Annotated in this window: 26 protein-coding genes and 1 tRNA gene; 16 read left to right on the plus strand and 11 right to left on the minus strand. The window is 73.3% G+C overall.

Annotation, left to right across the window (positions count from 1 at the left end):
- Positions 1-71: 71 nt before the first annotated feature.
- From lysA to argS, 3 genes are all read right to left on the minus strand, one after another.
- The gene (lysA, locus tag IFT51_RS00725) at positions 72-1475 is read right to left on the minus strand and encodes a diaminopimelate decarboxylase (protein ID WP_192058135.1); all 1404 of its coding nucleotides are present in this window, start codon (positions 1473-1475) and stop codon (positions 72-74) included.
- Positions 1476-1555: 80 nt separating this feature from the next.
- Positions 1556-2308 (minus strand): DUF2993 domain-containing protein, encoded by a 753-nt coding sequence (locus tag IFT51_RS00730; protein ID WP_192058137.1) that lies wholly within the window; start codon positions 2306-2308, stop codon positions 1556-1558.
- Complete coding sequence (argS, locus tag IFT51_RS00735) at positions 2305-3969, minus strand: arginine--tRNA ligase (protein ID WP_192058139.1); 1665 nt, start codon at positions 3967-3969, stop codon at positions 2305-2307. Before argS ends, IFT51_RS00730 begins: the two co-directional genes overlap by 4 nt.
- A 144-nt stretch (positions 3970-4113) precedes the next feature.
- Between argS and IFT51_RS15270 the strand changes: the two genes are divergently transcribed.
- On the plus strand, positions 4114-4767 hold the full coding sequence (locus IFT51_RS15270; protein WP_192058141.1) for a hypothetical protein: 654 nt from the start codon (positions 4114-4116) through the stop codon (positions 4765-4767).
- Positions 4768-4836: 69 nt separating this feature from the next.
- Here the strand turns inward: IFT51_RS15270 and IFT51_RS00745 are convergent, their stop codons facing one another.
- Together IFT51_RS00745 and IFT51_RS00750 are read right to left on the minus strand one after the other, a co-directional pair.
- Positions 4837-5595 carry a gamma-glutamyl-gamma-aminobutyrate hydrolase family protein gene (locus IFT51_RS00745; protein ID WP_192058143.1) on the minus strand — a complete coding sequence of 253 codons (759 nt, stop codon included), beginning with the start codon at positions 5593-5595 and terminating at the stop codon, positions 4837-4839.
- A 74-nt stretch (positions 5596-5669) separates the two neighbouring features.
- A complete protein-coding gene (locus tag IFT51_RS00750) occupies positions 5670-6338 on the minus strand; it encodes a pyridoxal 5'-phosphate synthase (RefSeq protein WP_192058145.1) in 669 nt (222 codons plus the stop codon).
- Positions 6339-6427: 89 nt separating this feature from the next.
- Between IFT51_RS00750 and IFT51_RS00755 the strand changes: the two genes are divergently transcribed.
- Positions 6428-6502: transfer RNA gene (locus tag IFT51_RS00755), tRNA-Arg, on the plus strand.
- 17 nt (positions 6503-6519) lie between these two features.
- Here IFT51_RS00755 and IFT51_RS00760 read toward each other — a convergent pair.
- From IFT51_RS00760 to IFT51_RS00770, 3 genes are all read right to left on the minus strand, one after another.
- A complete protein-coding gene (locus IFT51_RS00760; protein WP_192058148.1) occupies positions 6520-7086 on the minus strand; it encodes a recombinase family protein in 567 nt (188 codons plus the stop codon).
- 86 nt (positions 7087-7172) lie between these two features.
- Positions 7173-7388, minus strand: a complete 216-nt coding sequence (locus IFT51_RS00765; RefSeq protein WP_192058151.1) for a hypothetical protein — start codon at positions 7386-7388, stop codon at positions 7173-7175.
- Between the two features lie 95 nt (positions 7389-7483).
- Entirely contained in the window at positions 7484-8368 is an 885-nt protein-coding gene (locus tag IFT51_RS00770) for an EamA family transporter (RefSeq protein ID WP_192058153.1), read from the minus strand.
- Positions 8369-8438: 70 nt separating this feature from the next.
- On the opposite strand from IFT51_RS00770, the gene IFT51_RS00775 reads away from it, so the two are divergent.
- The 6 genes from IFT51_RS00775 (at position 8439) to IFT51_RS00800 (ending at position 14623) form a co-directional block, all read left to right on the plus strand.
- Positions 8439-8846 (plus strand): hypothetical protein, encoded by a 408-nt coding sequence (locus IFT51_RS00775; protein WP_192058155.1) that lies wholly within the window; start codon positions 8439-8441, stop codon positions 8844-8846.
- A gap of 106 nt (positions 8847-8952) precedes the next feature.
- Positions 8953-11001 (plus strand): TPM domain-containing protein, encoded by a 2049-nt coding sequence (locus IFT51_RS15405; protein WP_192058157.1) that lies wholly within the window; start codon positions 8953-8955, stop codon positions 10999-11001.
- A gap of 63 nt (positions 11002-11064) precedes the next feature.
- Positions 11065-11778 carry a PspA/IM30 family protein gene (locus IFT51_RS00785; RefSeq protein WP_192058159.1) on the plus strand — a complete coding sequence of 238 codons (714 nt, stop codon included), beginning with the start codon at positions 11065-11067 and terminating at the stop codon, positions 11776-11778.
- Positions 11775-12893, plus strand: a complete 1119-nt coding sequence (locus tag IFT51_RS00790) for a DUF418 domain-containing protein (RefSeq protein WP_192058161.1) — start codon at positions 11775-11777, stop codon at positions 12891-12893. The genes IFT51_RS00785 and IFT51_RS00790 overlap by 4 nt, the downstream gene beginning before the upstream one ends.
- Positions 12894-12983: 90 nt before the next feature.
- Entirely contained in the window at positions 12984-13805 is an 822-nt protein-coding gene (locus tag IFT51_RS00795) for an arginase family protein (protein WP_371740633.1), read from the plus strand.
- On the plus strand, positions 13802-14623 hold the full coding sequence (locus IFT51_RS00800; protein WP_192058162.1) for a crotonase/enoyl-CoA hydratase family protein: 822 nt from the start codon (positions 13802-13804) through the stop codon (positions 14621-14623). Before IFT51_RS00795 ends, IFT51_RS00800 begins: the two co-directional genes overlap by 4 nt.
- A 129-nt stretch (positions 14624-14752) precedes the next feature.
- Here the strand turns inward: IFT51_RS00800 and IFT51_RS00805 are convergent, their stop codons facing one another.
- Complete coding sequence (locus tag IFT51_RS00805; RefSeq protein ID WP_192058164.1) at positions 14753-14923, minus strand: CsbD family protein; 171 nt, start codon at positions 14921-14923, stop codon at positions 14753-14755.
- Between the two features lie 159 nt (positions 14924-15082).
- Between IFT51_RS00805 and IFT51_RS00810 the strand changes: the two genes are divergently transcribed.
- Genes IFT51_RS00810 through IFT51_RS00820 form a run of 3 tightly spaced genes read left to right on the plus strand, consistent with a single transcriptional unit; the run spans position 15083 to position 17654 of the window.
- Positions 15083-16483, plus strand: coding sequence for an NAD(P)/FAD-dependent oxidoreductase (locus tag IFT51_RS00810; RefSeq protein WP_192058167.1), 1401 nt, complete (start codon positions 15083-15085; stop codon positions 16481-16483).
- Positions 16447-16836, plus strand: a complete 390-nt coding sequence (locus IFT51_RS00815; protein WP_192058169.1) for a Fe-S oxidoreductase — start codon at positions 16447-16449, stop codon at positions 16834-16836. Before IFT51_RS00810 ends, IFT51_RS00815 begins: the two co-directional genes overlap by 37 nt.
- Complete coding sequence (locus IFT51_RS00820; protein WP_192058171.1) at positions 16833-17654, plus strand: SDR family NAD(P)-dependent oxidoreductase; 822 nt, start codon at positions 16833-16835, stop codon at positions 17652-17654. Before IFT51_RS00815 ends, IFT51_RS00820 begins: the two co-directional genes overlap by 4 nt.
- 7 nt (positions 17655-17661) lie before the next feature.
- On the opposite strand, the gene IFT51_RS00825 is transcribed toward IFT51_RS00820, so the two are convergent.
- Both IFT51_RS00825 and IFT51_RS00830 read right to left on the minus strand, forming a co-directional pair.
- On the minus strand, positions 17662-18633 hold the full coding sequence (locus IFT51_RS00825; protein ID WP_320478220.1) for a siderophore-interacting protein: 972 nt from the start codon (positions 18631-18633) through the stop codon (positions 17662-17664).
- A 53-nt stretch (positions 18634-18686) separates the two neighbouring features.
- Entirely contained in the window at positions 18687-19118 is a 432-nt protein-coding gene (locus IFT51_RS00830) for an SIP domain-containing protein (RefSeq protein ID WP_192058173.1), read from the minus strand.
- Positions 19119-19378: 260 nt separating this feature from the next.
- On the opposite strand from IFT51_RS00830, the gene IFT51_RS00835 reads away from it, so the two are divergent.
- Genes IFT51_RS00835 through IFT51_RS00855 form a run of 5 tightly spaced genes read left to right on the plus strand, consistent with a single transcriptional unit; the run spans position 19379 to position 24300 of the window.
- On the plus strand, positions 19379-20893 hold the full coding sequence (locus tag IFT51_RS00835) for an ABC transporter substrate-binding protein (RefSeq protein WP_192058175.1): 1515 nt from the start codon (positions 19379-19381) through the stop codon (positions 20891-20893).
- Complete coding sequence (locus IFT51_RS00840; RefSeq protein ID WP_192058177.1) at positions 20890-21843, plus strand: ABC transporter permease subunit; 954 nt, start codon at positions 20890-20892, stop codon at positions 21841-21843. The genes IFT51_RS00835 and IFT51_RS00840 overlap by 4 nt, the downstream gene beginning before the upstream one ends.
- Complete coding sequence (locus tag IFT51_RS00845) at positions 21840-22715, plus strand: ABC transporter permease (protein WP_192058179.1); 876 nt, start codon at positions 21840-21842, stop codon at positions 22713-22715. Before IFT51_RS00840 ends, IFT51_RS00845 begins: the two co-directional genes overlap by 4 nt.
- The gene (locus IFT51_RS00850; protein ID WP_192058181.1) at positions 22712-23491 is read left to right on the plus strand and encodes an ATP-binding cassette domain-containing protein; all 780 of its coding nucleotides are present in this window, start codon (positions 22712-22714) and stop codon (positions 23489-23491) included. Before IFT51_RS00845 ends, IFT51_RS00850 begins: the two co-directional genes overlap by 4 nt.
- Positions 23488-24300 (plus strand): ABC transporter ATP-binding protein, encoded by an 813-nt coding sequence (locus tag IFT51_RS00855; RefSeq protein WP_371740634.1) that lies wholly within the window; start codon positions 23488-23490, stop codon positions 24298-24300. Before IFT51_RS00850 ends, IFT51_RS00855 begins: the two co-directional genes overlap by 4 nt.
- Positions 24301-24304 lie beyond the last annotated feature (4 nt).

Raw genomic sequence — 24304 nt, forward strand, 5'->3', positions numbered from 1 at the left:
GGGCCCGCATCGGCGGGCCCGGTTCGGTGCGGGAGGTGCGGTGGCGTCGGCGGAGAGGCCCGACGGACGTCTCAGGAGAGACCGGCGTCTCGGGCGAGGAGGTCGGCCTCGGTCTCGCCGCGGACGATGACCCGCGACTCCCCGTCGACGACGGCCACCACGGGCGGTCGCCCGACGTGGTTGTAGTTGCTCGCGAGACTCCAGCAGTAGGCGCCCGTCGCGGGCACGCCCACCAGGTCACCGGGGGCGACGTCGCCCGGCAGGTAGTCGGCGAGGACGACGAGGTCGCCGCTCTCGCAGTGCTTGCCGGCCACTCGGACGAGCACCGGGTCGGCCGAGGAGGCGCGGTTCGCGATCGCGACGGAGTAGTCGGCCGCGTAGAGGGCCGTCCGGGCGTTGTCGCTCATCCCCCCGTCGACGCTTACGTAGCGCCGCACGGCCTGACCGGAGCCGTCGTCCGCGGTGACGAGGACGTCCTTGACGGTGCCGACCTCGTACAGGGTCGTGCCCGACGGCCCGATGATCGAGCGACCCGGCTCGACGGCCATCACCGGGACGGGGATGCCGAGTCGGCGGCACTCCTCGTCGACGATGTCGGCCAGGGCCGCGGCCAGCTCGGTGAGAGGACGGGCGTCGTCGGCGCTCGTGTAGGCGATGCCGAACCCCCCGCCGAGGTTCAGCTCGGGCACGTCGCCGTCGCGCAGCAGGTCGGCGTGGACGCCGAGCAGGCGCGACGCGGCCTCGGCGAAGCCGTCGCTGCCGAAGATCTGCGAGCCGATGTGCGAGTGCAGACCGAGGAACCTCAGCGACGCGCGCTCTCGGACGGCGGCGACGACCTCGGGGGCGTCGGCGAGGGGCACACCGAACTTCTGGTCCTCCCTCGCCGTCGCGAGGTACTCGTGCGTCGACGCATGCACGCCGGAGTTGACGCGCAGCCGGACGGCCTGCACCACCCCGTGGCGATCGGCGGCGTCGGCCACGCGGACGACCTCGTCGGCGTTGTCGAGCACGATGACGCCGATGCCCGCCGCGACCGTGCGGTCGATCTCGCCGAGCGACTTGTTGTTGCCGTGGAATCCCATCAGCGACGGGTCGACCCCGGCCGCTCGGGCGACGGCGAACTCGCCGCCGGTGCAGATGTCGACGCGCATGCCCGCCGCGGCGACCCAGCGGGCGATCTCCACCGACAGGAAGGCCTTCGCCGCGTAGTACACCGACACCGTGGTGCCGATCCGCCCGAACTCACGACCGAACGACTCGACGGCCTCGGCTGCACGGCCTCGGGCGTCGGCCTCGTCGACGACGTAGAGGGGGGTGCCGTAGCGGGCGGCGAGCTCGCCGACGGTCACGCCGCCGAGGGCGATCTCGCCCGAGGACTCGTCGCGGGCCGCCGTGCGCGACCAGACGGACGCGTCGAGGGCGTTGGGCTCGGCCGGGACCTGGAGCCAGGCGGGGGCGAGGGGATTCGACGACACGGGCACCTCGGTGTTCGGGGACGGCGGGATGTGGTCAGAGCCTACCGACCGCGGGGGCGGCGCGAGGCTGGCTCGGTCGATCACGAGCAGGTGGCCTCGTCGTCGAGCACCGGCTCGGACAGGTCGAGACCGGGGCTCGACAGGTCGATCGACGCACGACCGGGTGCGACGTCGACCGCCGTGATCGCGGCACCGGTCGGCAGGTACTCGGCCACGCACACCGTGGTGGCGAAGTCGCCGAGGAACCTCGAGAGGTCGAGTCGGAGCGACGTGTCGGGCAGCGAGGCCGCGGTCGGCGTGAACGCGATCGCCCGCCCCTCGTCGGCGACGGCGGCGGAGGCGGAGACGTCGACGGGCACGTCCCCGATGATCGGCACGGCGAAGCTCTTCGTGTACGTGACCTCGCGGTCGCCGAACGTCACCGCGCCTCCTGAATCGCGGATGCCGTCGAGACGGTTGACCGTCGCGGCGTCGGCCGAGACCGTGCCCGTCGCCGCGCCGGTCGCTCCGACGAGATCGGTCGGGACGTCGACGACGTCGACCCGGAATCGGAGGGGCTCGGACTCGGAGCCCGACGACAGCGTCACGGAGTCGAGGCTGCCCCGCACGAGCTGCCAGAGCATCGACGTGCCGTGGATGTCGACCTCGACGCCCGCGATGCCCGAGGTCGTCTCGATCTCGGCCGAGGCGCGGTCTTCGATGACGTCGCGGGTGACGACGTCGGCCACGACGACGAGCCCGACGAGCACCGCCAGCACGAGGGCGACGATCACGACGACGCGACCGCGGCGACGCCCCGGTCGCGCTGCGCCCGCACCGTCGGAGGCGGTCACATGCGGTCCGGAGCGGAGACGCCGAGCAGCCCGAGGCCGTTGCGGATGACCTGACCGGCGGCCTCGTTGAGCCAGAGCCGGGTGCGGTGCAGATCGGTGACCTCTTCGTCGCCGAGCGGCGTCACCCGGCACGAGTCGTACCAGCGGTGGTACGTGCCCGCCAGCTCTTCGACGTAGCGCGCGACGCGGTGCGGCTCGCGGAGCTCGGCGGCCTGACGGACCACGCGGGGCAGTTCGGCGAGCGCGCCGAGCAGGGCGGCCTCGGTCGGGTGCGAGAGGAGCGACGCGTCGAAGGCCTCGCGGGTGACGCCGGCGGCCTCGGCGTTGCGGGCCACCGCACGGGTGCGGGCGTGGGCGTACTGGACGTAGAAGACCGGGTTGTCGTTGCTGCGTCGGGTCAGCAGATCGAGGTCGATGTCGATCGAGCTGTTGACCGGGCTGCGGACGAGCGAGTAGCGACCGGCGTCGACCCCGACGGCGTCGACGAGGTCCTCCATCGTGACGACGGTGCCGTTGCGCTTCGACATGCGGAGGGGCTCGCCGTCGCGGAGCAGGTTGACCATCTGCCCGATGAGGATCTCGAGGTTGACGCCCGGCTCGTCGCCGAAGGCGGCGCACATCGCCATCATGCGACCCACGTAGCCGTGGTGGTCGGCGCCCAGCATGATCAGGTTGCGCTCGAAGCCCCGCTCGCGCTTGTCGAGGTAGTAGGCCAGGTCGCCGGCGATGTAGGCCGCCTCGCCGTCGGTCTTGATGACGACGCGGTCGCGGTCGTCGCCGAAGTCGCTGGTCTTCAGCCAGGTGGCGCCCTCGGCCTCGTAGATGTGACCGAGCTCGCGGAGGCGCGCGACCGCCCGCTCGACGGCCTTCGACTCGTGCAGGGAGTTCTCGTGGAAGTAGACGTCGAAGTCGACGCCGAAGTCGTGCAGGGACTTCTTGATGTCGGCGAACATGAAGTCGACGCCGACCGAGCGGAAGACCTCCTGGGCCTCGGCGCGCGGGAGCTCGCGGACGTCGCCGTCGTGGGTGGCCATGACGCGGGCGGCGATGTCGCCGATGTAGAGACCGCCGTAGCCGTCTTCGGGGGTGGGCTCGCCGAGTGCGCTGGCCAGGAGGCTGCGGGCGAACCGGTCGATCTGACCGCCGTGGTCGTTGAAGTAGTACTCGCGGGTGACGAGCGCCCCCTGGGCCTGGAAGACGCGGGCGAGGCTGTCGCCGACTGCCGCCCAGCGCACCCCGCCGAGGTGGATCGGGCCGGTCGGGTTGGCGGAGACGAACTCGAGGTCGATGGTGACGCCCTCGTAGTAGTCACCCCGGCCGAACGACTCGCCCTGCTCGACGATGACCTTGGCGAGAGCACCCGCGGCCGCGGCGTCGAGACGGATGTTGACGAAGCCCGGGCCGGCGACGTCGATGTCGGCGACACCGTCGACCTCGGCGAGCTCTCCGGCGATCTCGGTCGCCAGCTCACGGGGGTTCATCCCGACGCGCTTGGCGAACTTCATGGCGACGTTGCTCGTCCAGTCGCCGTGGTCGAGATTGCGCGGGCGCTCGAGCACGACGTCGGCCGGGGTCACCTCGACCTCGTCGGCGAGGCCGCGACGCTCGAGGACACCCGAGACGACGGCGAGGAGGGACGAGGAGAGTTCGGCGGGAGTCACGAGCGACGATCTTACCGTCAGACGACGGACGGGGAGCCGGGCGCCGTCCGGCATCGGACGGCATCCGACGGCACACGGCGTCGCCCGGCCGTGCCCCACGGCGTCCGATGGCATCCATAGCCTGCGTCGGAGAGGATGGTGGTCATGACGTCGACCCATCACCGCTTCCTGCGGGGCCTGGCCCTCACCGCCGTCGTCGGAGCAGCCGCCCTGCCGCTCGCGGCCTGCACCTCGGCGGCCCCGCCGACGGGGGCCCCGACCTCCGAGTCGTCCGCCGCCGCGTCCGCCGACCCGGCACCCGAGGAGTCCCCGACCGCCACGCCCCCGACGCTGGTGAGCACGCCGGTCGATCTGGACTGCGCGAGTCTCGTCGACCCCGCCTCCCTGTCCGCGCTCTACCCGGGGCTCACCGCCGCGGAGGCGCCGGAGCCCGCCGCCGACGACGCCGACGCAGCCGACAGCGCCACGACACCCCCGCTCGGACGCATCGCCGCGGCCGACGGCACCCTCTGCGCCTGGACGGACGCCGCGAACGAGACCATCACCCTCGGGGTCGCGCAGTACGACGACGCCGGGCTCACCTCGTTGGCGAACGACCTCGTCGCCTCGAGCAACTCCGTGCCGACCTACGGCGTCGAGGGCTACTTCGACATCGAGCGGGGCGTCGGCCGCGCGGAGCTGTTCCCCCTCCCCTACGACGTCGTGCTCGAGTCGACCGCGTTCGTCGAGCCGGGCTCGGCCGAGCCGATGGCCGCGCAGGTGGTGGCGGCGCTCGAGGCGAGCGGCGCGACCGGCTGACCCGCGCCTCCTCGGCTCCTCGGCTTGGACCGCCTCCGCGACTCGGGGCCGCGCGTCGGGCGGGGCGGCTCAGGCGGCCCGGACGGACGTGCGGTTCGCCAGGGCCTCGTGCCGCAGCCGTGCGAGCAATGCAGGCAGCTGGGCCCGATCGGCGCCCGGGTCCTCCGGGTGCCACTGGACCCCGGTGATCGGCGCGCGCTCGTGCTCGACGGCCTCGACGGCGCCGTCGGCCGCTCGTGCCACGACCACCAGACCGTCGCCGGGCCGACCGATCGCCTGGTGATGCGAGCTGCGGACGACGGCGGTCGTGCCCAGGACGCCCGCGAGCCGACTCGTCGACTCGATCGCGACGGAGTGGTCGGTCATCGACAGATCGGCGGGGACTCCCCCGGTGCGGTGCAGTCCGCTCTCGTCGTGCAGGTGCTGGACGAGCGTGCCGCCGAGGGCGACGGAGACGATCTGGTGGCCTCGGCAGATGCCGAGCACCGGCGTCAGCGTCTCGAGGGACCGCCGCACGAGGGCGATCTGCGCCTCGTCGGCGACGACGTCGTGCGGCCCCTCGCCGGGGTAGCCGCCCTGCGCGCCGTAGAGATGGGGCGAGACGTCCTCCCCGCCGAGGACGACGACGGCGTCGGCCCGCGACGTCTCGCGGAGGAGGGCGTCCGCCCCGAGATCGCGGGCGGCGAGCCGCTCGGCGACCCACCCGCCGCGGGCCGCGTCGCCGAGCGCCCGGGCCACCATCGTCTGCACGTACGCGTCGTAGCGCGGAGCGTGCGGGCGGTGGCGGGTCACCTCGACGACGGCGAGGCGGAGGGGCTCGGAGGGCATGCACCCATCGTCGTCGCCGCCCGGCCGGGGTGCGAGCTCCGTGTCGCCGCGTTACGCCCTCGAACCCGGCCGGATCAGGGCCACAAGGAGGCGCGGGTCCAGCCGTCGCCGTCGCGGTCGTACCGCAGACGCACCTGATCGCGGCCGCTCGTGGCCTGCCAGAACTCGACGGACTCGGGTTCGACCCGGTAGGCCGTCCAGTCGTCGGGGGCGAACTCGGGATTCTCGTCGATGCGCGCACGGGCGGCGTCGAGCGCGCGCCGCGCCTCCTCGGGATCGTCGATCACGCTGCTCTGCGGGAGGGCGATGGCGCCGGCCCTCGAGGCGGGGTGCCGCGAGGTGAAGTCGGACTCGCTCACCTCGCGCGGCCCGGCGACGGCGCGGCCGCCCACCCGGATCTGCCGACCCCGCTCGGACCAGAAGAACGAGAGGGCGACGCGGGGCTCCGCCTCGATCTGCCGCCCCTTCGGGCTGAGCGACGACGACGCGAACCAGAAGGCGCTGTCGACGTCCTTCAGCAGCACCACGCGGGACGCCGGCGCGCCGTCGGCGTCGACCGTCGCGAGCGTCATCGCCTGCGGCTGCGAGACACCGGCCTCGACGGCGTCGACGAGCCACTCGACCACGAGCTCGCGGGGGTCGTCCGGCGCGGCCCCGGGGTCGAGGGCCGGGACGTCGGGGTGGGGAGGCTTCGCCTGGCGCAGCCGGTCGCGGAGGATCGGGGCGGACTCGTCGGTGCTCATGGCACCAGCGTGCTCCCCGGGGATGCGGCGCGACCGGGAGCGGCGTCGGGAGGCGCACGGAATGGCTGCTAACCTGGACGACGTCCCGGGCCCCCATAGCTCAGGGGATAGAGCACTGCCCTCCGGAGGCAGGGGCGAAGGTTCGAATCCTTCTGGGGGCACCACAGAACCGCACGGTCTTCTACTGATCCGCCTCGTGATCGTCGAGTCCGCGCCGGAGCACGCGCTCGGGCACATCGAGATGACGGGCGACGTCGCGCATCGGCATGTCGTCGGCGAGCAGCACCCGGGCGATCCGCAGCCGGCGACTGCTCAGGGTCTGACGGCTGCGGGACATCGCCTCGCGCGCCTCCCGACGGCGCCTCGTCGCCGCCAGACCCGCCTCGGCGTCGAGCGACCGCTCGTGACCGGCCAGCGCCGACGCCGTACGGAAGAAGAACCGACCCCAGGGGCCGATCTCGTCGATGCCGTCGTCGAGCGATCGGAAGGCGACACCGCGGTCGTCGAGCCCCGCCACGAGATCGAGCAGCGCCGCCACCGAGCCGCCCAGCCGGTCGAGCCGCGTGACGACGAAGACGTCGCCGTCACGGAGCGAGGCCAGCGCGTCGACCAGATAGGGCTGGCGCTCGCGACGCCCCGTGGCCCGGTCGATGTAGATGCGCTCGCACGCCGCCGCCTCGAGCACCGCCTGCTGCCGGTCGGGGGCCGGGTCGTCGTCCGAGATGCGGGCGTAGCCGATCACCGCCATGACGGACCCCTCTCAGAGACGAACGGCCCCGCCGAGGCGGGGCCGTGGTTCGGACGCGGTGCCGGTGGGCGCCGCCGACGTGCGGATCAGGAGTAGGTGAGCGCGATGACCGCGACGTCGAGCGTGCGGTACACGCCCTCGGCACGGGTCGCCGTGCGGACCCGACCCCGCAGGACCTCGAAGCGACCCTCGGACTCGTGCACGAAGCCGATCACGCCGGCGGTGGGTGTGGACACACGGTGATACCCGTCGCCCAGGGGCACGACCTCTGCCCGGGACGTCTTCTCGAGAACGGCTCCCATGGTGTTCCTCCTCGCTCACCTCGGACCGACTCTGGTCCGATGAGGCGAGAGTACGCCCGTACCCCGTGAGTGGGGTACAGATCATCCGGAGAACGTCATGCGGGTGGCGGCTCGGCCACCACGACCACCCGTCGACGCGCCGTGACGGTGACCCCGACGCTCGCCGCCGTCACCAGAGACAGGGCGATCAGCTCGCGGGCGCCGAGCCCCTGACCGAGCACGACCAGCCCGGCCAGCGCGGCCATCGCGGGCCCGAGACTCGACAGCACGCCGAAGACCCGGGTGGGCAGTCGCCGCAGCGCGACCATCTCGAGCGCGTAGGGGACGGCCGACGTCGCGACAGCCACGACGAGGAAGACGCCGAGGAGGCGCGGGTCAGCCATCACGGCGGCGGTCGCGTCGGCCGCGCCGAACGGCACCACCACGACGGCGGCGACCAGCATCGAGACGGCCAGCCCGGAGAGCGAGTCGGCACGGCGCCCGAGGTTCGCGTTGGCGACGATGTAGCCCGCCCAGAAGGCCCCGGCGCCGAGCGCGAGCACGACGCCCAGCGCGTGGATCGCGCCGCTCGAATCGGAGCCGAGCACCACGACCCCGCCGAGGGCGAGCACCGCCCAGCCGGCGTCGAGCCAGCGTCGCGTCTGCACGAGGGCCACGACGAGCGGGCCGAGGAACTCGAGCGTGACGGCGACGCCGAGCGGGACGACGTCGATGGCGAGGTAGATGAGCGAGTTCATGCCGGCGAGCGCGAGACCGAGCAGGACGACGCCCAGCCACGTGCGGGCGTCCCAGCCGCGGACGCGGGGGCGGAAGACGGCGAGCAGGATGACGGCGCCGAAGGCGAGGCGGAGGGCCGCCGCGCCGAGAGGACCGACGGCGTCGAAGTGGGTCCGCGCGAGGGCGGCGCCGAACTGCACCGAGACGATGGCCCCGACCGCCAGGATCGGGGCGGGGACGACGTCGAGGGGGGATCGACTCACGGCGGGGGTTCCTCACGGACGGACGGGGGCCTCGGGGGCCTGCGCCGCGGTGCGGCACTACGATCGTGGCATGTCCGACGCCCTGCCCGTGATCTCGTCGGTCGTCGAGATGTTCGGCTGGCTGGGGTTCATCGCGGGGACGCCGTTCTCGATCGCCGCCGCGGTCTCGAGACGCCGGGCCCGTCGGTACGAGAAGACCGTCGCCGTCGTCATCCCCGCTCCGGACTACGCGCGGGTCGCGACGGCGCGCTGGATGGACTCGTGGGGCGACCTGCACGAGACCCAGTTCGCCGACTACGCCATCGAGACGCCCGTGGAGACCGAGTTGACGGTCCATTACGACCCTCGCCGCCCCTCCTCGGTGCGAACGGACACCCCGCATGAGGACGGACACGCGTTCCGTCTGGCCGGGGGCGTGCTGCTCTCGGTCGGCGCCGTGTGCGCCGTCGCCTCGGTCGCCCTGCTCTTCGTCGAGTGATCTCGGCGCGGCGCGCACTCGACACGGCGTGACCGCCCCCGGCCGTCGCCCGGGCGACGTGTCGGTGCCCGTCACTAGACTCGGCCCCATCATCGAGGGGAGAGTCGTGGGCGTCGTCGCACGGAGTGGTCGGATCATGACGGGCATCGCTCTGGCGGGTGCTCTGGCGCTCGGAGGGACGCTCGTCGGCGCCACGGCCGCGCAGGCGGTGGCGCCGGTGGATCTCGCCGGCGCGTACGTCGTCGACCAGGCCGACGTGCTGACCGACGCCGACGAGCAGCGGGTCGAGCAGTCGCTCGACTCGCTCGCGGCCGAGAACGGCACGAACCTCTTCGTCGTGTACGTCGACTCGTTCACGTCGCCCTCCGACCGCGCCGCCTGGGGTCGGGCGACGGCCGAGCAGAATCAGCTGGGCGTCAACGACGTGCTGCTCTCCGTGGCGATCGACGACCGCCTGTACGACCTCTCGGTCGCCGACGGCTCGTCGATCACCGCCGCGGACCAGTCCGCCCTCGAGACCGACGTGCTCGTGCCCGAGCTGCGCGACGGCGACTGGGCCGGGGCGGCGACCTCGCTCGCCGACGCCATCGGGACGGACGGGTCGGGGTCGGGCGGCGACGACGGCTCGTCCGGGGGCGGCGACGCGACGTGGCTGCTCTGGACCCTGGGGGTGCTGGCCCTCGTCGTGATCGCCGTGGTCGTCGCCGTCGCGATCGCCCGCCGCCGCCGGCGCAACCGCACCCTCGCCGCGGCCCGTGCCGAGCAGGACGACATCGAGCGGCGGGCGGCGGGCCTGCTCGTCGCCCTCGACGACGAGATCACCGCCGGGGCCCAGGAGGTCGGCTTCGCCGCCGCCCAGTTCGGCGACCAGGCGGCCCGGCCGTTCGCCGAGGCCCTCGAATCGGCCCGATCGAGTGCGCGGGAGGCCTTCGAGCTCCGTCAGCGACTGGACGACCACGTCCCCGACAGCCCCGAGCAGCGTCGCGAGTGGACGCTGCGCATCGTCGAGCTCTGCGAGTCGGCCGGCACGGCGCTCGACGCGCAGTCCGACGCCTTCGACGAGATGCGACGTGCCGAGGACGACGCGCCCGCCGACGCCGCCGCGTTGACCGGAGCACGCGACGAGCGCCGGTCCCGGCTGGGCGAGACGCGTGCGACGCTCGCCGCGTTGTCGCGCACCTACTGCCCCACAGCGGTGGCCACCATCACCGGCAACGTCGATCAGGCCGAGCGTCTGCTCGAGTTCGTCGACGAGTGCGCCGAGGCCGCCCGCACCCATCTCTCGGCGGGCGAGACCGGCCAGGCCGTCGCCCGGATCCGAGCCGGACGGCAGGCGCTCGGGCAGGTCGACCAGCTCGCCGACGCCGTCGATCGTGCGGGAGACTCGCTGGCGACGGCTCAGAGCCGGATCGGCGAGCTGACCGCCGAGCTCCGCACCGATCTCGACACGGCCCGTGCCCTCGAGCCCTCGGCCGCTCCCCGCGGGGTGGACCTCGCGGCGACGGTCACGACGGTCGACGCCGCCCTCCGCTTCGCCGCGGAGAACCCCGCCGACCCCTTGGCCGTGCTCGCCCGGCTCGACGACGCCGACACCCGGGTCGATGCGGCCCTCGCGGCCGTCCGCGACGCCGAGACCGCTCGGCGTCGGGCCCAGGCGGCGCTCGATCAGGCCCTGCTGTCCGGGCGCAGTCGGATCAGCGCCGCCCGCGACTTCATCGAGACCCGCCGCGGTGCCGTGGGGCCCGGCGCCCGGACGCGCCTGTCGGAGGCCGAGCGGCACCTGGCCACCGCCGTCTCGCTCGCCACCGTCGACCGCGACGCCGCCCTCGGCGAGGCCCACCTGGCCAACCAGGCCGCCGAGGCGGCCTCGAGCGAGGCCGCGTCAGACGTCTCGTCGTACCAGCAGGGTTCGCCGTTCGGCGGGGGTGGCGGCTTCGGCGGGGGCCGCGGGTCGGGTGGAGCGGATCTCGGCGGCATCGTCACCGGACTGATCATCGGCGGCCTCTTCAGCGGCGGGGGCGGCGGGGGCCGCGGCTTCGGCGGCGGCGGGGGCTTCGGCGGCCGCAGCGGCGGCTTCGGCGGAGGCGGAGGCGGAGGCGGTGGCGGCGGCTTCGGCGGCGGTGGCGGCAGGCGCTCCGGCGGCGGCCGGTTCTGACCCGGACTCTTCGAACCAGACACGACTCACGACCCACGACCACCCACTCGAAAGGACCACCCCATGTCGAAGCAGTCAATCTTCGGTCGCATCGCCCAGCTGACGAGGGCGAACATCAACAGCCTGCTCGACCAGGCGGAGGACCCGGGCCTCATGCTCGATCAGCTGGTCCGCGACTACACGAGCAGCATCTCGGAGGCCGAGAGCGCCGTCGCTCAGACCATCGGCAACCTGCGTCTCATCGAGCAGGACCATGCCGAGGACGTCGCCGCCGCCGCCGACTGGGAGCGCAAGGCGCGCGCTGCGAGCGGCAAGGCCGACGAGCTGCGCGCCGGTGGCAACACGGTCGACGCCGACAAGTTCGACGCCCTGGCGAAGGTCGCCCTCGGCAAGCAGCTGTCGGCCGAGAAGGAGGCGAAGGACGCCGAACCGACCATCGCCTCGCAGACGCAGGTCGTCGACAAGCTCAAGACGGGTCTGACCCAGATGCGCGGCAAGCTCGACCAGCTGAGCAGCAAGCGCGACGAGCTGAACGCGCGGGCGAAGTCGGCCGAGGCGCAGTCGCGGGTCGCCGACGCCGTCAAGAGCATCGACCTGATGGACCCGACGAGCGAGATCAGCCGCTTCGAGGACAAGGTGCGACGCGAGGAGGCGAAGGTGCTCGGCCAGCAGGAGCTCGCGGCCTCCAGTCTCGACGCGCAGTTCGAGGGCCTCGAGGACCTCGACGAGCAGACCGAGATCGAGGCGCGCCTGGCCGCGCTCAAGCTCGGAGCATGACCGTCGGCACCGCGGGTGCGTCGCGCCCCCAGAGCGGGTCGCACGGGTCGGCGCCCGCAGCGTCGTCCGGTCGACTCGTCGGGATCGACGTCGCCCGCGGTGTCGCGGTGCTCGGCATGTTCGCCGCGCACATGTGGCCGCGGGAGCTGCTCGACGAGCGCGTCTTCGACGGCCGTTCGGCGATCCTGTTCGCCACCCTCGCCGGGATCTCGCTCGGTCTCGTCTCCGGCGGGGCCCGCGCGACGCCGCCCGGCCGGCGGGCGAGGGTCTCCGCCTCGATCGCCATCCGGGCCGCGCTGCTCATCGTGCTCGGACTCGTGCTGCAGGCCTGGAACGTCTACGTGCTCGTGATCCTCCCCTACTACGGCGTGATGTTCCTCCTGCTGCTGGGCGTCCTCTGGCTGCCTCGGCGCCTCCTCGTCCCCCTCGCCGCGGTCGTCACCGTCGCGGCCCCGTTCGCGGCGACCCTCGTGCCGGTCGACACGGTCGGCGACACCACCCTGTCGGGCCTCCCCGGTCTCGCGGCGGACGCCCTGCTCGTGGGGGCCTACCCCGCTCTCGTGTGGCTGCCGTTCCTCATCGCGGGACTCGTCGCCGCCCGCAGCGACCTGGCCCGGCCGAAGACGGCGCGACTGCTGATCGTCGTCGGCGTCGTCGCCGCCGTCGTCGGCTACGGCGCGCGATTCCTGCCGGGGGCCGCCACCGTCGCGGCTCTCGACCCCGCCGATCACGAGGGCATGCCGGCCGAGATCGTCGGCTCGGGCGGCGTCGCCCTCGCCGTCGTCGGGCTGCTGCTCGTGATCACCGGCGCGGCCCGTCCCGACGGAGGCGCGACCCGCGTCGTCCGTGCGCTCCTCGCCCCGCTCGCCGCGACGGGCGCGCAGCCGCTGACCGTCTACACCCTGCATCTGCTCATCACGGCGCCGCTCTTCACCGCGTACCGGTCGACCGGCGGGTCGTACGGGCTCCCCCTCGGCTGGCTCGTCGCGGCCGTGATCGGCACCCTCGTCTACGCGACCCTGTGGCGCCGGTTCGTCGGACGCGGTCCGCTCGAACGTCTGGTGGCTCGGGCGAGCCGGCCCTGGGAGACCCGGGAGGCCGCCCTCGCCCGCTGACCCGCGCCTCCTCGGGGCACGGCGTCGCCGCCTCCACAGCGCACCGGATCATCCACCACGGCGCCCCCGCGCTGTGCCAGACTGACGCGCGTGAGGTTCGTCGTGGTTCCGCAGTGGCAGGGTTCTCCGTCCTCGAGGGCCATGCGGCTCGCCGAGGGCGCCTACGCGGTGCTCGGCGATCTGCCCGCGTCCGCCACGACGCTCGTCGAGGTCCCCGTCGGCGCCGGCGACTCCCTCGGCACCCCCGTGCACCGGCTCTCGTCGGTGCTGACCGTCGCCGACGCGCTGCAGCAGGAGCTCGCGACGGCGGACTCGCCCGCGCTGGTCGTCGGCGGCGACTGCGGCATCGAGCTCGGCGCCGTGCGGCATGCGCTCACCCCCTCGACGGCGGTCGTCTGGTTCGACGCCCACCCCGACCTGCACAGCCCCCGCAGCAGCGAGAGCGGCGCCTTCAGCGGGATGGTCCTCCGTGCCCTGGTCGGCGACGTCGCCGACGACCTCCCCACCCTCGACCCGGCCGAGACGCCCCTCGACCCGAGCCGCATCGTGCTCGCCGGCGCGCGCACCTTCGACGACGCCGAAGACCGCTACGTCGAGAGCCGGCGCGTGACGACCATCTCGTCGCTCGACCTGTCGCCCGACGACGTCGTCGCCGCGGTCGCCGAGACCGGCGCCACCGAGGTGTATCTGCACGTCGACCTCGACGTGCTCGACCCGGGCACGCTCGACGGCCTGCTCGCCCCGCAGCCCTTCGGCATCGACCTCGCGACCCTGATCGCCACCATCACGGCCCTGAAGTCGCGCTTCACCCTGGTCGGCGCGGGGCTCTGCTCGTTCGCACCCGTCGACGCGGCCAGCGCATCGGACGACATGGGCACCATCCTGCGCATCGTCGGGGCCCTCTCGCGATGAGCGGCGCCGACGCGACGGGCGGCACCGGCGCCGCCGACCGCCCCCGGGTCAGCGTCGAACGACGCGGCCACGTGCTCCTCATCGGGCTCGACCGACCCGAGAAGCGCAACGCGGCCGACCTGCGGATGCTGCGCGAGCTCTCGCTCGCCTACGGCCGCCTCGACCGCGATCCCGAGCTGCGCGTCGGTCTCGTGTTCGCCCACGGCGACCACTTTACCGCCGGCCTCGACCTCGGCGACGTCATGCCCGCCGTGACGGACGCCGGGCTGGACATCGTCCCCGAGGGCGGTCTGCACCCGTGGCAGGTCGACGGCACCGCGCTGACGAAGCCCGTCGTCATGGCCGTGCAGGGCACCTGCCTGACCCTGGGGGTCGAACTGGCGCTGGCGAGCGACATCGTCGTGGCCGACTCGTCGACGCGCTTCGGCCAGATCGAGGTGAGCCGCGCGATCCTGCCCTTCGGCGGCGCCACGACGCGACTCCCCCGCCGGGTCGGCTGGGGCGATGCGATGCGGTATCTGCTGACGGGCGATCTCCTCGACGCCGAGGAGGCGCGGCGCATCGGGCTCGTCCAGGAGGTCGTCGCCGAGGGGGCCGCCTTCGATCGGGCCCTCGCCCTGGCCGAGCGGATCGCCTCGCAGGCGCCGCTCGCGGTGCAGGCGACTCTGGCGAACGCGCGACTCGCGCTGCGCGAGGGCGAGGCCGCGGCCGAGGCGCGCCTGCAACCCGAACTGGTGCGGCTGCTGACCAGTGACGACGCCCGCGAGGGGCTCGCCGCGTTCACGGAGCGCCGCGAGGCGCGCTTCTCCGGCTCCTGACCGGCGCGACGCGCGCGCACGACCGGCGCACACGACCGGCGCGCACGACTGACGCGCACGACCGACGGGCCGGGCGCACGACGAAGCCCGCCCCCCGAGGGAAGCGGGCTCCGGGCGTGATGACGCGTCTTACTTGAAGACGTCTTTCACGTCTTCGCCGGTCTTCTTGGCACTCGCGGCGGTCTGGTCCTTCTGACCCTCGGCCTTGAGGCTGTCGTCGCCCTTGTGGTCGCCGACCGCCTCCTTCGCCTTGCCCGCGATGTCCTGAGCGGCGTTCTTGATCTTGTCGTCGAGTCCCATGAAGACCTCCTCTGCTTGGCGCGTCAGCGCGTGGTGATTGCACGGTATCGAGCACCGCGTCCACATCGACCGAACGCACATCCGGCGTTCAGGATCGCCGCGCGGAACGGCCAGGGCACGGCCGGACGGATGCTCGGGGGCGAGGACTACGGTCAGGGCATGACGACATATGACCTCATCGTGATCGGCGCCGGCGCAGTCGGCGAGAACGTGGCGGACTACGCCAAGCGCAAGGGGCTGACGGTGGCCCTCGTCGAAGGGGAGCTCGTCGGCGGCGAGTGCTCCTACTGGGCGTGCATGCCGTCGAAGGCGCTGCTGCGCTCCACCGCCGTCGTGCGTGCGGCCCGGGCCGTCGACGGGGCGGCCCAGGCCGTGACCGGCGACGTCGACGTCGCCGCCGTCCTCCGCCGTCGCGACTCCTTCACCAGCGGCTGGGACGACTCGGGCCAGGCCGACTGGGTGTCGGGGGCCGGCATCGACCTCATCCGCGGTCACGCGACCATCACCGGCGTCAAGGAGGTCACGGTCGACGGCGTCGTCCACACCGCGACCCACGCCGTCGTCGCCGCCACCGGCTCGACCGCCCTGCTGCCCGACATCCCGGGGCTCGCCGAGGCGCGCCCGTGGACGAGCCGCGAGGCGACCAGCGCGAAGAGCATCCCGCAGAGCCTCGTCGTGATCGGCGGCGGCGTCGTGGCGACCGAGATGGCCACGGCCTACCAGGGGCTCGGCGCGACCGTCTCGCTCATCGCCCGCAGCGGCCTGCTCGGCGGCCAGGAGCCCTTCGCCGGCGAGCTCGTGGGCGACGGTCTGCGCGAGCTCGGAGTCGACCTCCGCCTGGGGGTCTCGCCGACGTCGGTCGTCCGCACCGAGCACGACACCGTCGAGGTCACCCTCGACGACGGGAGCACCATCGTCGCCGACGAGGTGCTCGTCGCGACCGGGCGCGTGCCCCGCACCTCGGACCTCGGTCTCGAGAACGTCGGCATCGAGCCGGGCGACTGGCTGCAGGTCGACGACACCCTCCTGGTGCACGGCACCGACTGGCTGTACGGGGTCGGCGACGTCAACCACCGCGCGCTCCTCACCCACCAGGGCAAGTACCAGGCCCGCGCGGCCGGAGAGGTCATCGCCGCCCGCGCGCAGGGCACCGAGCTCTCCACCGCGCCGTGGGGCACCCACGTCGCGACGGCCGACGACGCCGCCGTGCCGCAGGTCACCTTCACCGACCCCGAGGTCGCCAGCGTGGGCCTGACCGTCGAGGCCGCAGGCCGGCGCGGGCTCGACGTCCGCGTCGTCGACTACGACCTCGCCTCGGTCGCCGGTTCCGCCCTGCACTCCGACTCGTACAAGGGCCGGGCCCGGCTCGTCGTCGACGAGAGCCGCAAGGTGGTCGTCGGCGCCACGTTCGTCGGCCCGGACGTCAGCGATCTGCTGCACGCCGCGACGATCGCGGTCGTCGGCGAGGTGCCGATCGACCGCCTGTGGCACGCCGTGCCGTCGTACCCGACCGTGAGCGAGGTGTGGCTCCGGCTGCTCGACGTCTACGGGCGTCCGTGACGGGCATCCTGCTCGACTCCCCCGTGTCGCGGCTGGGCTGCTCGTTCGCGACCCTGGTGGGGCTCGCCGTCGGCGTGCCCCTCAGCACGGGTCGCATCCGGGTGGTCGGCGACCTGATCGTCTGCCGGGGCCTGCCCCGGTGGGCCTTCCGTCGCGGCGGCACCTGCGTCGGCCGGGTCTACCTGACCCGGCACAACGACGGCCCGCGGGTGCTCCGCCACGAGGCCGTGCACGTCACGCAGTGGCGTCGATACGGCATGCTGATGCCACTGATGTACTTCCTGGCCGGCAGCGACCCGCTGACGAACAGGTTCGAGATCGAGGCCGGCCTCGAGGAAGGCGGTTACCGATGACCCGCACCGTGATCATCACCGGAGCGAGCAGCGGTCTGGGCCGCGAGGCCGCGAAGGCCCTGGCGAAGGGCGGCGCGGATCTCGCGATCGTCGGTCGCAACCCCGAGCGCACGCGCGCAGTCGCCGACGAGGTGGGCGGCACGGCCTTCGTGGCCGACTTCGACCGACTGGACGACGTCCGCTCGCTGTCGGAGCGCCTCCTCGAGAGGTACCCTCGCATCGACGTGCTCGCCAACAACGCCGGCGGCCTCGTCAACCCGCGGGGTCTGACGGCCGACGGGCACGAGCGGATCCTCCAGTCGAACCACCTCGCGCCGTTCCTGCTGACCCGCCTGCTGCTGCCCCGACTCATCGAGAGTCAGGCCAGGGTGATCTCGACGGCGAGCGTCGCGAACCTGTTCGGTCGTGTCCGCCTCGACGACCTGGACTGGGCGAAGCGCCCGTGGCTCGGCGGCTGGCGGCAGTACGGCACGAGCAAGATCGAGACGATCCTGTTCATCCGCGAGCTGGCGAAGCGCACCGGTCTCGAGGCGTTCTCGTTCCACCCCGGCATCGTCAAGACCAACTTCGGCGCGGACTCGCCGATGTGGCGGATGGCCAACGTGCTGACGAACGGTCACTACGGCATCTCGGCCGCGGCCGGCGCACTGCCCCTGATCCAGCTGGCGGGCCCCAGCACGGTCGGCGTGCCGAGCGGCACCTACTTCGACCAGCTCAAGCCGAACGGGCTGGTCGTGCCCCAGGCGAAGGACGACTCGCTCGCCGCCGCCCTGTGGGACCGCAGCTCGGAGATCGTCGGACTGCCGTCGGCGGTCTGAGGAGCGGTCAGAGTTCGGCTCGGCCGAGTCGCCAGTAGCCCATGAAGGCGACCTGGCGCCGGTCGATGCCGACCTCGGCGACGAGGAACCGGCGGAGGGTCTTGATGGCCGCGGCCTCGCCCGCGAGCCAGGCGTAGAGCTCGCCTTCGAGGGCCTGCCCGGGGAGCGCCGCGCCCTGAGGGACATCCCACAGGATGTCGTGGTCGACGTCGACCTCGTCGACCTCGACCCCGTGGTGCCAGGCGGCGACGTAGCGCTTCGTCCAGCCGCGGACGGCGTCGATCAGCAGGGCGCCGTGCTCGGCACCCGACGTCGATCGGGGCAGCCAGTGGACGCTCACCCCGGCCGGGGCCACGAGCGTGAGAGCGTCGTCGGCGGTCGGCACCTCGAGGAACACGCAGCCGCGTGCGTCGGAGGGGAGACTCTCGACGATGGACGACACCGCCGGGACGGCCGTCTCGTCGCCGGCGATCAGGACCGAGGAGGCGCCCCGCGGGTTCCACTCGACCCCGCTGCCGGTCACGCCGCTGGTGGCGTCGGGCCCCACGAGCATCGCATCGTCGCCGACCGAGACCTCGGCCAGCCAGGCGGCCGCAGGGCCGCCGTCGGCGTGCACGACGAAGTCGACGTCGACCTCGCCCAGCGCGGGGCGGACGGCACGGGCCGTGTACGTGCGGAACGGGTTGCGCTCGTGGTCGGGCAGCGCCCGCCACCCGCCCCACCAGTCGCCCGACGGGAAGGTGTCGAACCCGGTGGCCTCGAGCGGGAGGACGACCTTGATGCGCTGATCGAGACCGTCGGCGCCGAAGTCGACGAGATCGGGCCCCGCGAAGGTCAGCCGGACGAACGACGGCGAGAGCCGGACCCGACGCACGATGCGAGCCCGGTAGGGACGGTGCGCCGGCTTGGAGGCGGCCTCGGGTTCGACGACATCGCCTTCGACGGTCACGGGCGAGGCGTCGAGCGAAGAAGTAAGCACACCCTAAGTATGGCATGCCTTACCTGAGCGGCGACAGGCCCACCGGGAGGAGATCAGAGCGCGACGGCCCCGTCGACCGCGTGGAACACGCGGTGCAGATCGTGGCGCAGGTCGTAGGCGAACGACGGAGGCCCGGCGATCCAGATCACGTGCTCGCCCCCGACGAGCGACTCGGTGTCGACGTACATCTCGGCGAGCCAGGCCCGGACGGCGCGTTCGAGCGCCTCGCCGCGGTCGCACGACCGGCCGGAGCCGGGCGCACCCGACCGGCGATCACGGGCGAGCCAGGTGACGGACACCCGGCCCGGCGAGGCGAGCGGCACGATCTGGCTGCTGTCGTCGACCTCGACGAAGACCTGCCCCCTGGCGCAGAGCGGCAGGGCCGCCAGCATGCCGCGGAGGTGGTCGATCGAGGTGGCGTCGCCAGCGAACAGCACACGCGTGGCGTCGTGCTGCAGGGGCGGGTCGCTGTATTCGAGGAACATGTCGGAATCAGTATAGGTAAGCCTCACCTATCTCGCGACGCGTCCACCTGATTCACACCCTGGTGGTAGGTTCTGACGCGTCCGCGAGTCCGTCAGCGACCCGCGGCGAGGGGCCGCGCCGTGTCCGACAGCACCACGGTGGCGGATCGTGACGACCGTTCCGCCAGCGACCGGAGATCCCCCGCAGCAGAGCCGAGACCACCTCGGCATCCTTCGCCGGGGCATCGACGCCCCGGCCCTCCCCCGGAAGGCCCCTCCGCGTGCGCACCCTGCCCCTCCTCGCCGCCGTCACCGCTCTCGTGCTCGTCACCGCCGGCTGCTCGTCGTCCACCGACTCCGACCGGTCGGGCGCACCCGATCCGGACGCCACGGTGACCGTCGGTCTCGTCCTCGAGCCGACCGACCTCGACATCCGGCGGACCGCGGGCATCGCCCTCGACCAGGTGCTGATCGACAACGTCTACCAGGGTCTCGTCGGCCGCACGCAGGACAACGAGATCGTCGACGTCCTCGCCTCCTCGCACGAGGTGAGCGACGACGGACTGACCTACACCTTCACCCTCGCCGAGGGAGTGACCTTCCACGACGGGGCCGCGCTCACCGCGGACGACGTCGTCTGGTCGCTGCAGCAGGTCGCCGACGACGACACCCTCGCGAACCACGGCGACCTGGACGCCGTCGAATCGATCGCCTCCCCCGACCCCTCGACGATCGTCCTCACGCTGTCGCGCCCCGACTCGGCGCTCCTGTTCTCCCTCACCGGTCGTGCCGGTCTCGTGCTCGAGCAGGCCGCCGACAACGACCTGTCGACGACGGCGAACGGGACGGGCCCGTTCACGCTCGAGAGCTGGACCCAGGGCGACAACCTCCGTCTCAGCCGCAACGACGACTACTGGGGCACGCCCGCCGGGGTGGGCGGCGTCGACTTCCGGTACATCCCCGACCCCTCCGCCCGGATCAACGCCTCGATCTCGGGTGAGATCGACGTGCAGACCGCGGTGGACGCCACCCTCCGCAGCCAGCTCGACGGGATCGACGGCCTCACGGTCGACGAGGGGAAGACGACGGACAAGTACACGCTCGCCTTCAACAACGCCGTCGAGCCGTTCACCGACCCCCGCGTGCGCAAGGCCATCCGACTCGCGGTCGACAACGACGCGCTGATCGCGGCGACCGGCGGGTCGGCGGTCGACCAGGGCGGACCGATCCCCGAGCTCGACCCCGGGTACCGCGACCTCACGGACGTCGACGCGTACGACCCCGACGCCGCCCGCGCGCTGCTCGACGAGGCGGGGCTGTCCGACCTCGATCTGACCCTCGAGTACGCGAACGTCTACCCCGCCGCCATCGGCGACGTCCTGACCACCCAGCTGAAGGCCGTCGGCATCACGCTGACGGTCGACCAGGTCGACTTCTCGACCTGGCTGACCGACGTCTTCGTCGCCCCGTCCGACGGCTCGCCCCGTGACTTCCAGCTGAGCATGGTCAACCACGCCGAGACCCACGACTTCGGCAACTGGGCCGACCCCGACTACTACTTCGGCTACGACTCCCCCGCCGTCCAGGAGCTCTACGCGGCCTCTCTCGCCGCGACCGACCCGGCCGACGCCGACGCCGCCCTCGCCGAGGCCGCCGAGATCGTCTCCGCCGACGCACCCGCCGAGTGGCTGTACACGTCGACGACCCTCACCGCCGTGCGCGACGGCGTCACCGGGTTCCCGACCTCGTCGACGACCACCCGTCTCGACCTGTCCGACCTGGCCGCGACGGAGTGATCCGATTCACGGCGGGTCGACTGGTCCTCTTCGCGCTGGGGCTGGTCGTCGCGAGCGTCCTGATCTTCGCCACCCTGCGCCTCCTGCCGGGTGACGTGGCCCAGGTCATCGCCGGGACGACCGGCTCGCCCGCCCAGGTCGCCGCGCTCCGCACCGAGCTCGGCCTCGACCGGTCGATCGTCTCTCAGTACCTGGACTGGGCCGGCGGGCTGCTGCGACTCGACCTCGGCCGATCGCTCGTGACGGGCACCCCGGTCGGCGACGAGATCGCCGACAAGCTGGCCGTCACGCTGCCGCTCGCCGGGCTGTCGCTCGTGATCGGGCTGCTGATCGGGGTGCCGCTAGGCGTGCTCGCCGCGCTCCGCCGGCGTCGCCCGCTCGGCACCGCCGTGTCGGTCGGCGCCCAGGTGCTGGCCGCCGTGCCGGCGGTCTGGGCGGGCATGCTCCTGATCGCGCTGGTCGCCGTCACCCTGCGCTGGCTGCCCACGCAGGGGTTCCCGATCGACGGGTGGTCGGACCCCGCGGCGGCTCTGCGATCACTCGTGCTGCCCGCCGTGACCATCGGCCTCGTCGAGGGCGCCGTGCTGCTGCGCTTCACCCGGTCCGCCGCGCTCGGGGCGCTCGACGCCGACTACGTCCGCGCCGCCGCGGCCAAGGGCATGACCCGCGACCGGGCCCTCGTGCGCCACGGACTGCCGAACGTCATGCTGAGCGTCGTGAGCGTGCTCGGCATCCAGGTGGCCGGCCTCGTGGTCGGCGCCGTGCTCGTCGAGCAGCTCTTCAGCCTGCCCGGCGTCGGTCGCATGCTCGTCGCCGACGTCGGCCGCCGCGATCTGACCAAGGTGCAGGGCGAGCTGATGACCCTGACCGCGATCGTCCTCGCCGTCGGCTTCGTCGTCGACGTCGTGCACCGCAGCGTCGACCCCCGATCACGGGAGCGCGGCGAATGAGGCGCGGGTCGTGGCTGCGCGCCGTGGTCGGCTCGCCGACGGGCGCGTTCGCCGTCGGCTGGCTCGCGCTCGTCGCCGTCGCGGCGGTCGCGAGTCCGTTCTGGACCCCGCTCGATCCGTTCGCGACCGACCCGTACGCGGCCTGGGCTCCGCCCTCGACCGAGCACCTCTTCGGCACGGACTCCGTCGGTCGCGACGTCTTCAGCTACGTCGCCCGCGCGTCGACGACGACCGCGCTCGTCGCCCTGGCCTCCGGCGCGACCGCCCTCGTCGTCGGGGTGCTCCTCGCCGTGCTCGGCTCGCTGACCCCGCGGTGGGCGAGGGACTCCGTCGCGGTGCTGATCGACGTGCTCGTCGCGTTCCCCACCATCCTCATCGCGATGGCCCTCGCGGCGGCCTTCGGCGGATCGCTCGGCGTCGTGGTCATCGCCGCGGGCACGGGCTACGGCGTGAACATCGCCCGCGTCTCGCGCGCCGAGATCCGACGCGTGGGGCGGGAGGACTACGTGCTCGCCGCCCGAGCCGCGGGCGTCGGCGCCCTGGGCGTCGTCACCCGGCACGTGCTGCCGAACGTCGCCCCGCTCTTCGCCGTGCAGCTCTCGCTCGCCATGGCGACCTCGATCCTGGCCGAGGCGGGGCTGTCGTTCCTCGGCTACGGCGCGTCCGCCGAGACCGCGTCGTGGGGGCGCCTCCTCAGCGATCTGCAGAAGTTCATCGGGGTGCACCCGTGGAGCATCGTCTGGCCGGGCGCCGCGATCACCCTGACCGTGCTCGCCTTCAACCTGCTCGGCGACGCCCTCCGCGACGCCGCCGACCCGCGCCTCCGTCCGCGTGCGGCGACGCCCGCCGACCGACCGGGGGTCGTCTCGTGAGCCTCTCCATCGACGACCTGCACGTCGACCTCGGCGGCCGACCCGTGATCGAGGGCGTGTCGCTGTCGATCGGCGACGGCGAGCGCCTCGGCCTGATCGGCGAGTCCGGATCGGGCAAGTCGATGACCCTGCTCGCCGTGCTCGGGCTGCTGCCCGACGCCGCGACCGTCCGCGGCAGCATCCGACTCGACGACCGCGAGCTGGTCGGCCTGTCCGACCGGGACCACGCGCCGCTGCGGGGCGCGGAGATCGGCGTCGTGTTCCAGGATCCGCGCACCTCGCTCGACCCGATCCGCACCATCGGCAGCCAGATCGCCGAGCCGCTCCGTCTGCACGAGGGCATCGGGCGCCGCGACGCCCGCGCCCGGGCGATCGAGGCCGCGGCCGAGGTGGGTCTGCCCGACCCGGCCGGCATCGTCGACCGCTACCCGCACCAGCTGTCGGGGGGTCAGCGCCAGCGCGTCGTGATCGCGACGGCCCTGATCGCCCGCCCGCGCCTCCTGCTGGCCGACGAGCCGACCACGGCGCTCGACGTCTCGACGCAGGCCGAGGTGCTCCACCTGTTCCGCCGCCTCGTCGACGAACGCGGCACCTCGCTGCTGTTCGTCACCCATGATCTGGCCGTGCTGCGCCGCGTCGTCGACCACGCGGCGGTGCTGTCGGCCGGCCGCCTCGTCGAGCAGGGCCCCGTGCGCGAGCTGCTGACCCGGCCCGCCCACCCCGTGACCCGCGGGCTCGTGGCGGCGTCTGAGGCGACCACCTGGAGGACGACGTGACCGTCGACGACCCGACCCGCGCCTCCTCGGCTCCCCTGCTGAGCGGCCGCGGTCTGACCCGCACCTACCGGCTGCCGCGACCCTCGCCGTTCCAGCCGGGCGCCGTGCGGCACGCCCTGATCGACGCCGACCTCGACGTCGCCGCCGGCGAGAGCGTCGCGCTGATCGGCGAGTCGGGCAGCGGCAAGAGCACGCTCGTCAAGCTGCTGCTCGCGCTCGACGCGCCCACCGCGGGGTCCGTCACGTTCGACGGGCGCCCGGTGCGACCGGGTCGGGCGGCGGCGCTCCGCTGGTTCCGCCGCGACACGGGCGTCGTGCTGCAGGACCCGTACAGCTCGCTCGACCCCCGCATGCGGATCCGCGACACGGTGGCCGAGCCGCTGCGGGCGCTGTCGATCGACGGCGACCACCGGGCGCTGGTCGACGAGATGCTCGGACGGGTCGGACTCACCCGTGAGCACGGCGACGGCTACCCGCACGAGCTGAGCGGAGGGCAGCGGCAGCGCGTCGCCGTGGCCAGGGCCGTGGTGCACCGCCCCCGGCTGCTCGTCGGCGACGAGCCGATGAGCGCCCTCGACGTCACCGTGCGGGCGCAGATCCTCGCCCTGCTGCGCGAGCTCCGCGACGACCTCGGGCTCTCGCTGCTCACCGTGTCGCACGACATCGGACTGGTGCAGCACCTCGCGGACCGGGTCGCCGTGCTGCACGACGGGCGCATCGTCGAGCAGGGGGCGGTCGACGACGTGCTGCGGAACCCGCGGCACGACTACACGCGCGGCCTCATGGCGTCGGTGCCGACGCTCGACTGAGCGG

The sequence above is a fragment of the Frigoribacterium sp. CFBP 13712 genome (assembly GCF_014842255.1).
Classification (GTDB): Bacteria; Actinomycetota; Actinomycetes; order Actinomycetales; family Microbacteriaceae; genus Frigoribacterium.

Bases quoted from the DNA above. Each gene is read 5' to 3' on its own strand.
- IFT51_RS15270 (WP_192058141.1), top strand. From the start codon at position 4,114: ATGACGTCGACCCATCACCGCTTCCTGCGGGGCCTGGCCCTCACCGCC.
- IFT51_RS00745 (WP_192058143.1), bottom strand. From the start codon at position 5,595: ATGCCCTCCGAGCCCCTCCGCCTCGCCGTCGTCGAGGTGACCCGCCAC.
- IFT51_RS00750 (WP_192058145.1), bottom strand. From the start codon at position 6,338: ATGAGCACCGACGAGTCCGCCCCGATCCTCCGCGACCGGCTGCGCCAG.
- IFT51_RS00760 (WP_192058148.1), bottom strand. From the start codon at position 7,086: ATGGCGGTGATCGGCTACGCCCGCATCTCGGACGACGACCCGGCCCCC.
- IFT51_RS00765 (WP_192058151.1), bottom strand. From the start codon at position 7,388: ATGGGAGCCGTTCTCGAGAAGACGTCCCGGGCAGAGGTCGTGCCCCTG.
- IFT51_RS00775 (WP_192058155.1), top strand. From the start codon at position 8,439: ATGTCCGACGCCCTGCCCGTGATCTCGTCGGTCGTCGAGATGTTCGGC.
- IFT51_RS00785 (WP_192058159.1), top strand. From the start codon at position 11,065: ATGTCGAAGCAGTCAATCTTCGGTCGCATCGCCCAGCTGACGAGGGCG.
- IFT51_RS00790 (WP_192058161.1), top strand. From the start codon at position 11,775: ATGACCGTCGGCACCGCGGGTGCGTCGCGCCCCCAGAGCGGGTCGCAC.
- IFT51_RS00800 (WP_192058162.1), top strand. From the start codon at position 13,802: ATGAGCGGCGCCGACGCGACGGGCGGCACCGGCGCCGCCGACCGCCCC.
- IFT51_RS00805 (WP_192058164.1), bottom strand. From the start codon at position 14,923: ATGGGACTCGACGACAAGATCAAGAACGCCGCTCAGGACATCGCGGGC.
- IFT51_RS00810 (WP_192058167.1), top strand. From the start codon at position 15,083: ATGACGACATATGACCTCATCGTGATCGGCGCCGGCGCAGTCGGCGAG.
- IFT51_RS00820 (WP_192058171.1), top strand. From the start codon at position 16,833: ATGACCCGCACCGTGATCATCACCGGAGCGAGCAGCGGTCTGGGCCGC.
- IFT51_RS00830 (WP_192058173.1), bottom strand. From the start codon at position 19,118: ATGTTCCTCGAATACAGCGACCCGCCCCTGCAGCACGACGCCACGCGT.
- IFT51_RS00845 (WP_192058179.1), top strand. From the start codon at position 21,840: ATGAGGCGCGGGTCGTGGCTGCGCGCCGTGGTCGGCTCGCCGACGGGC.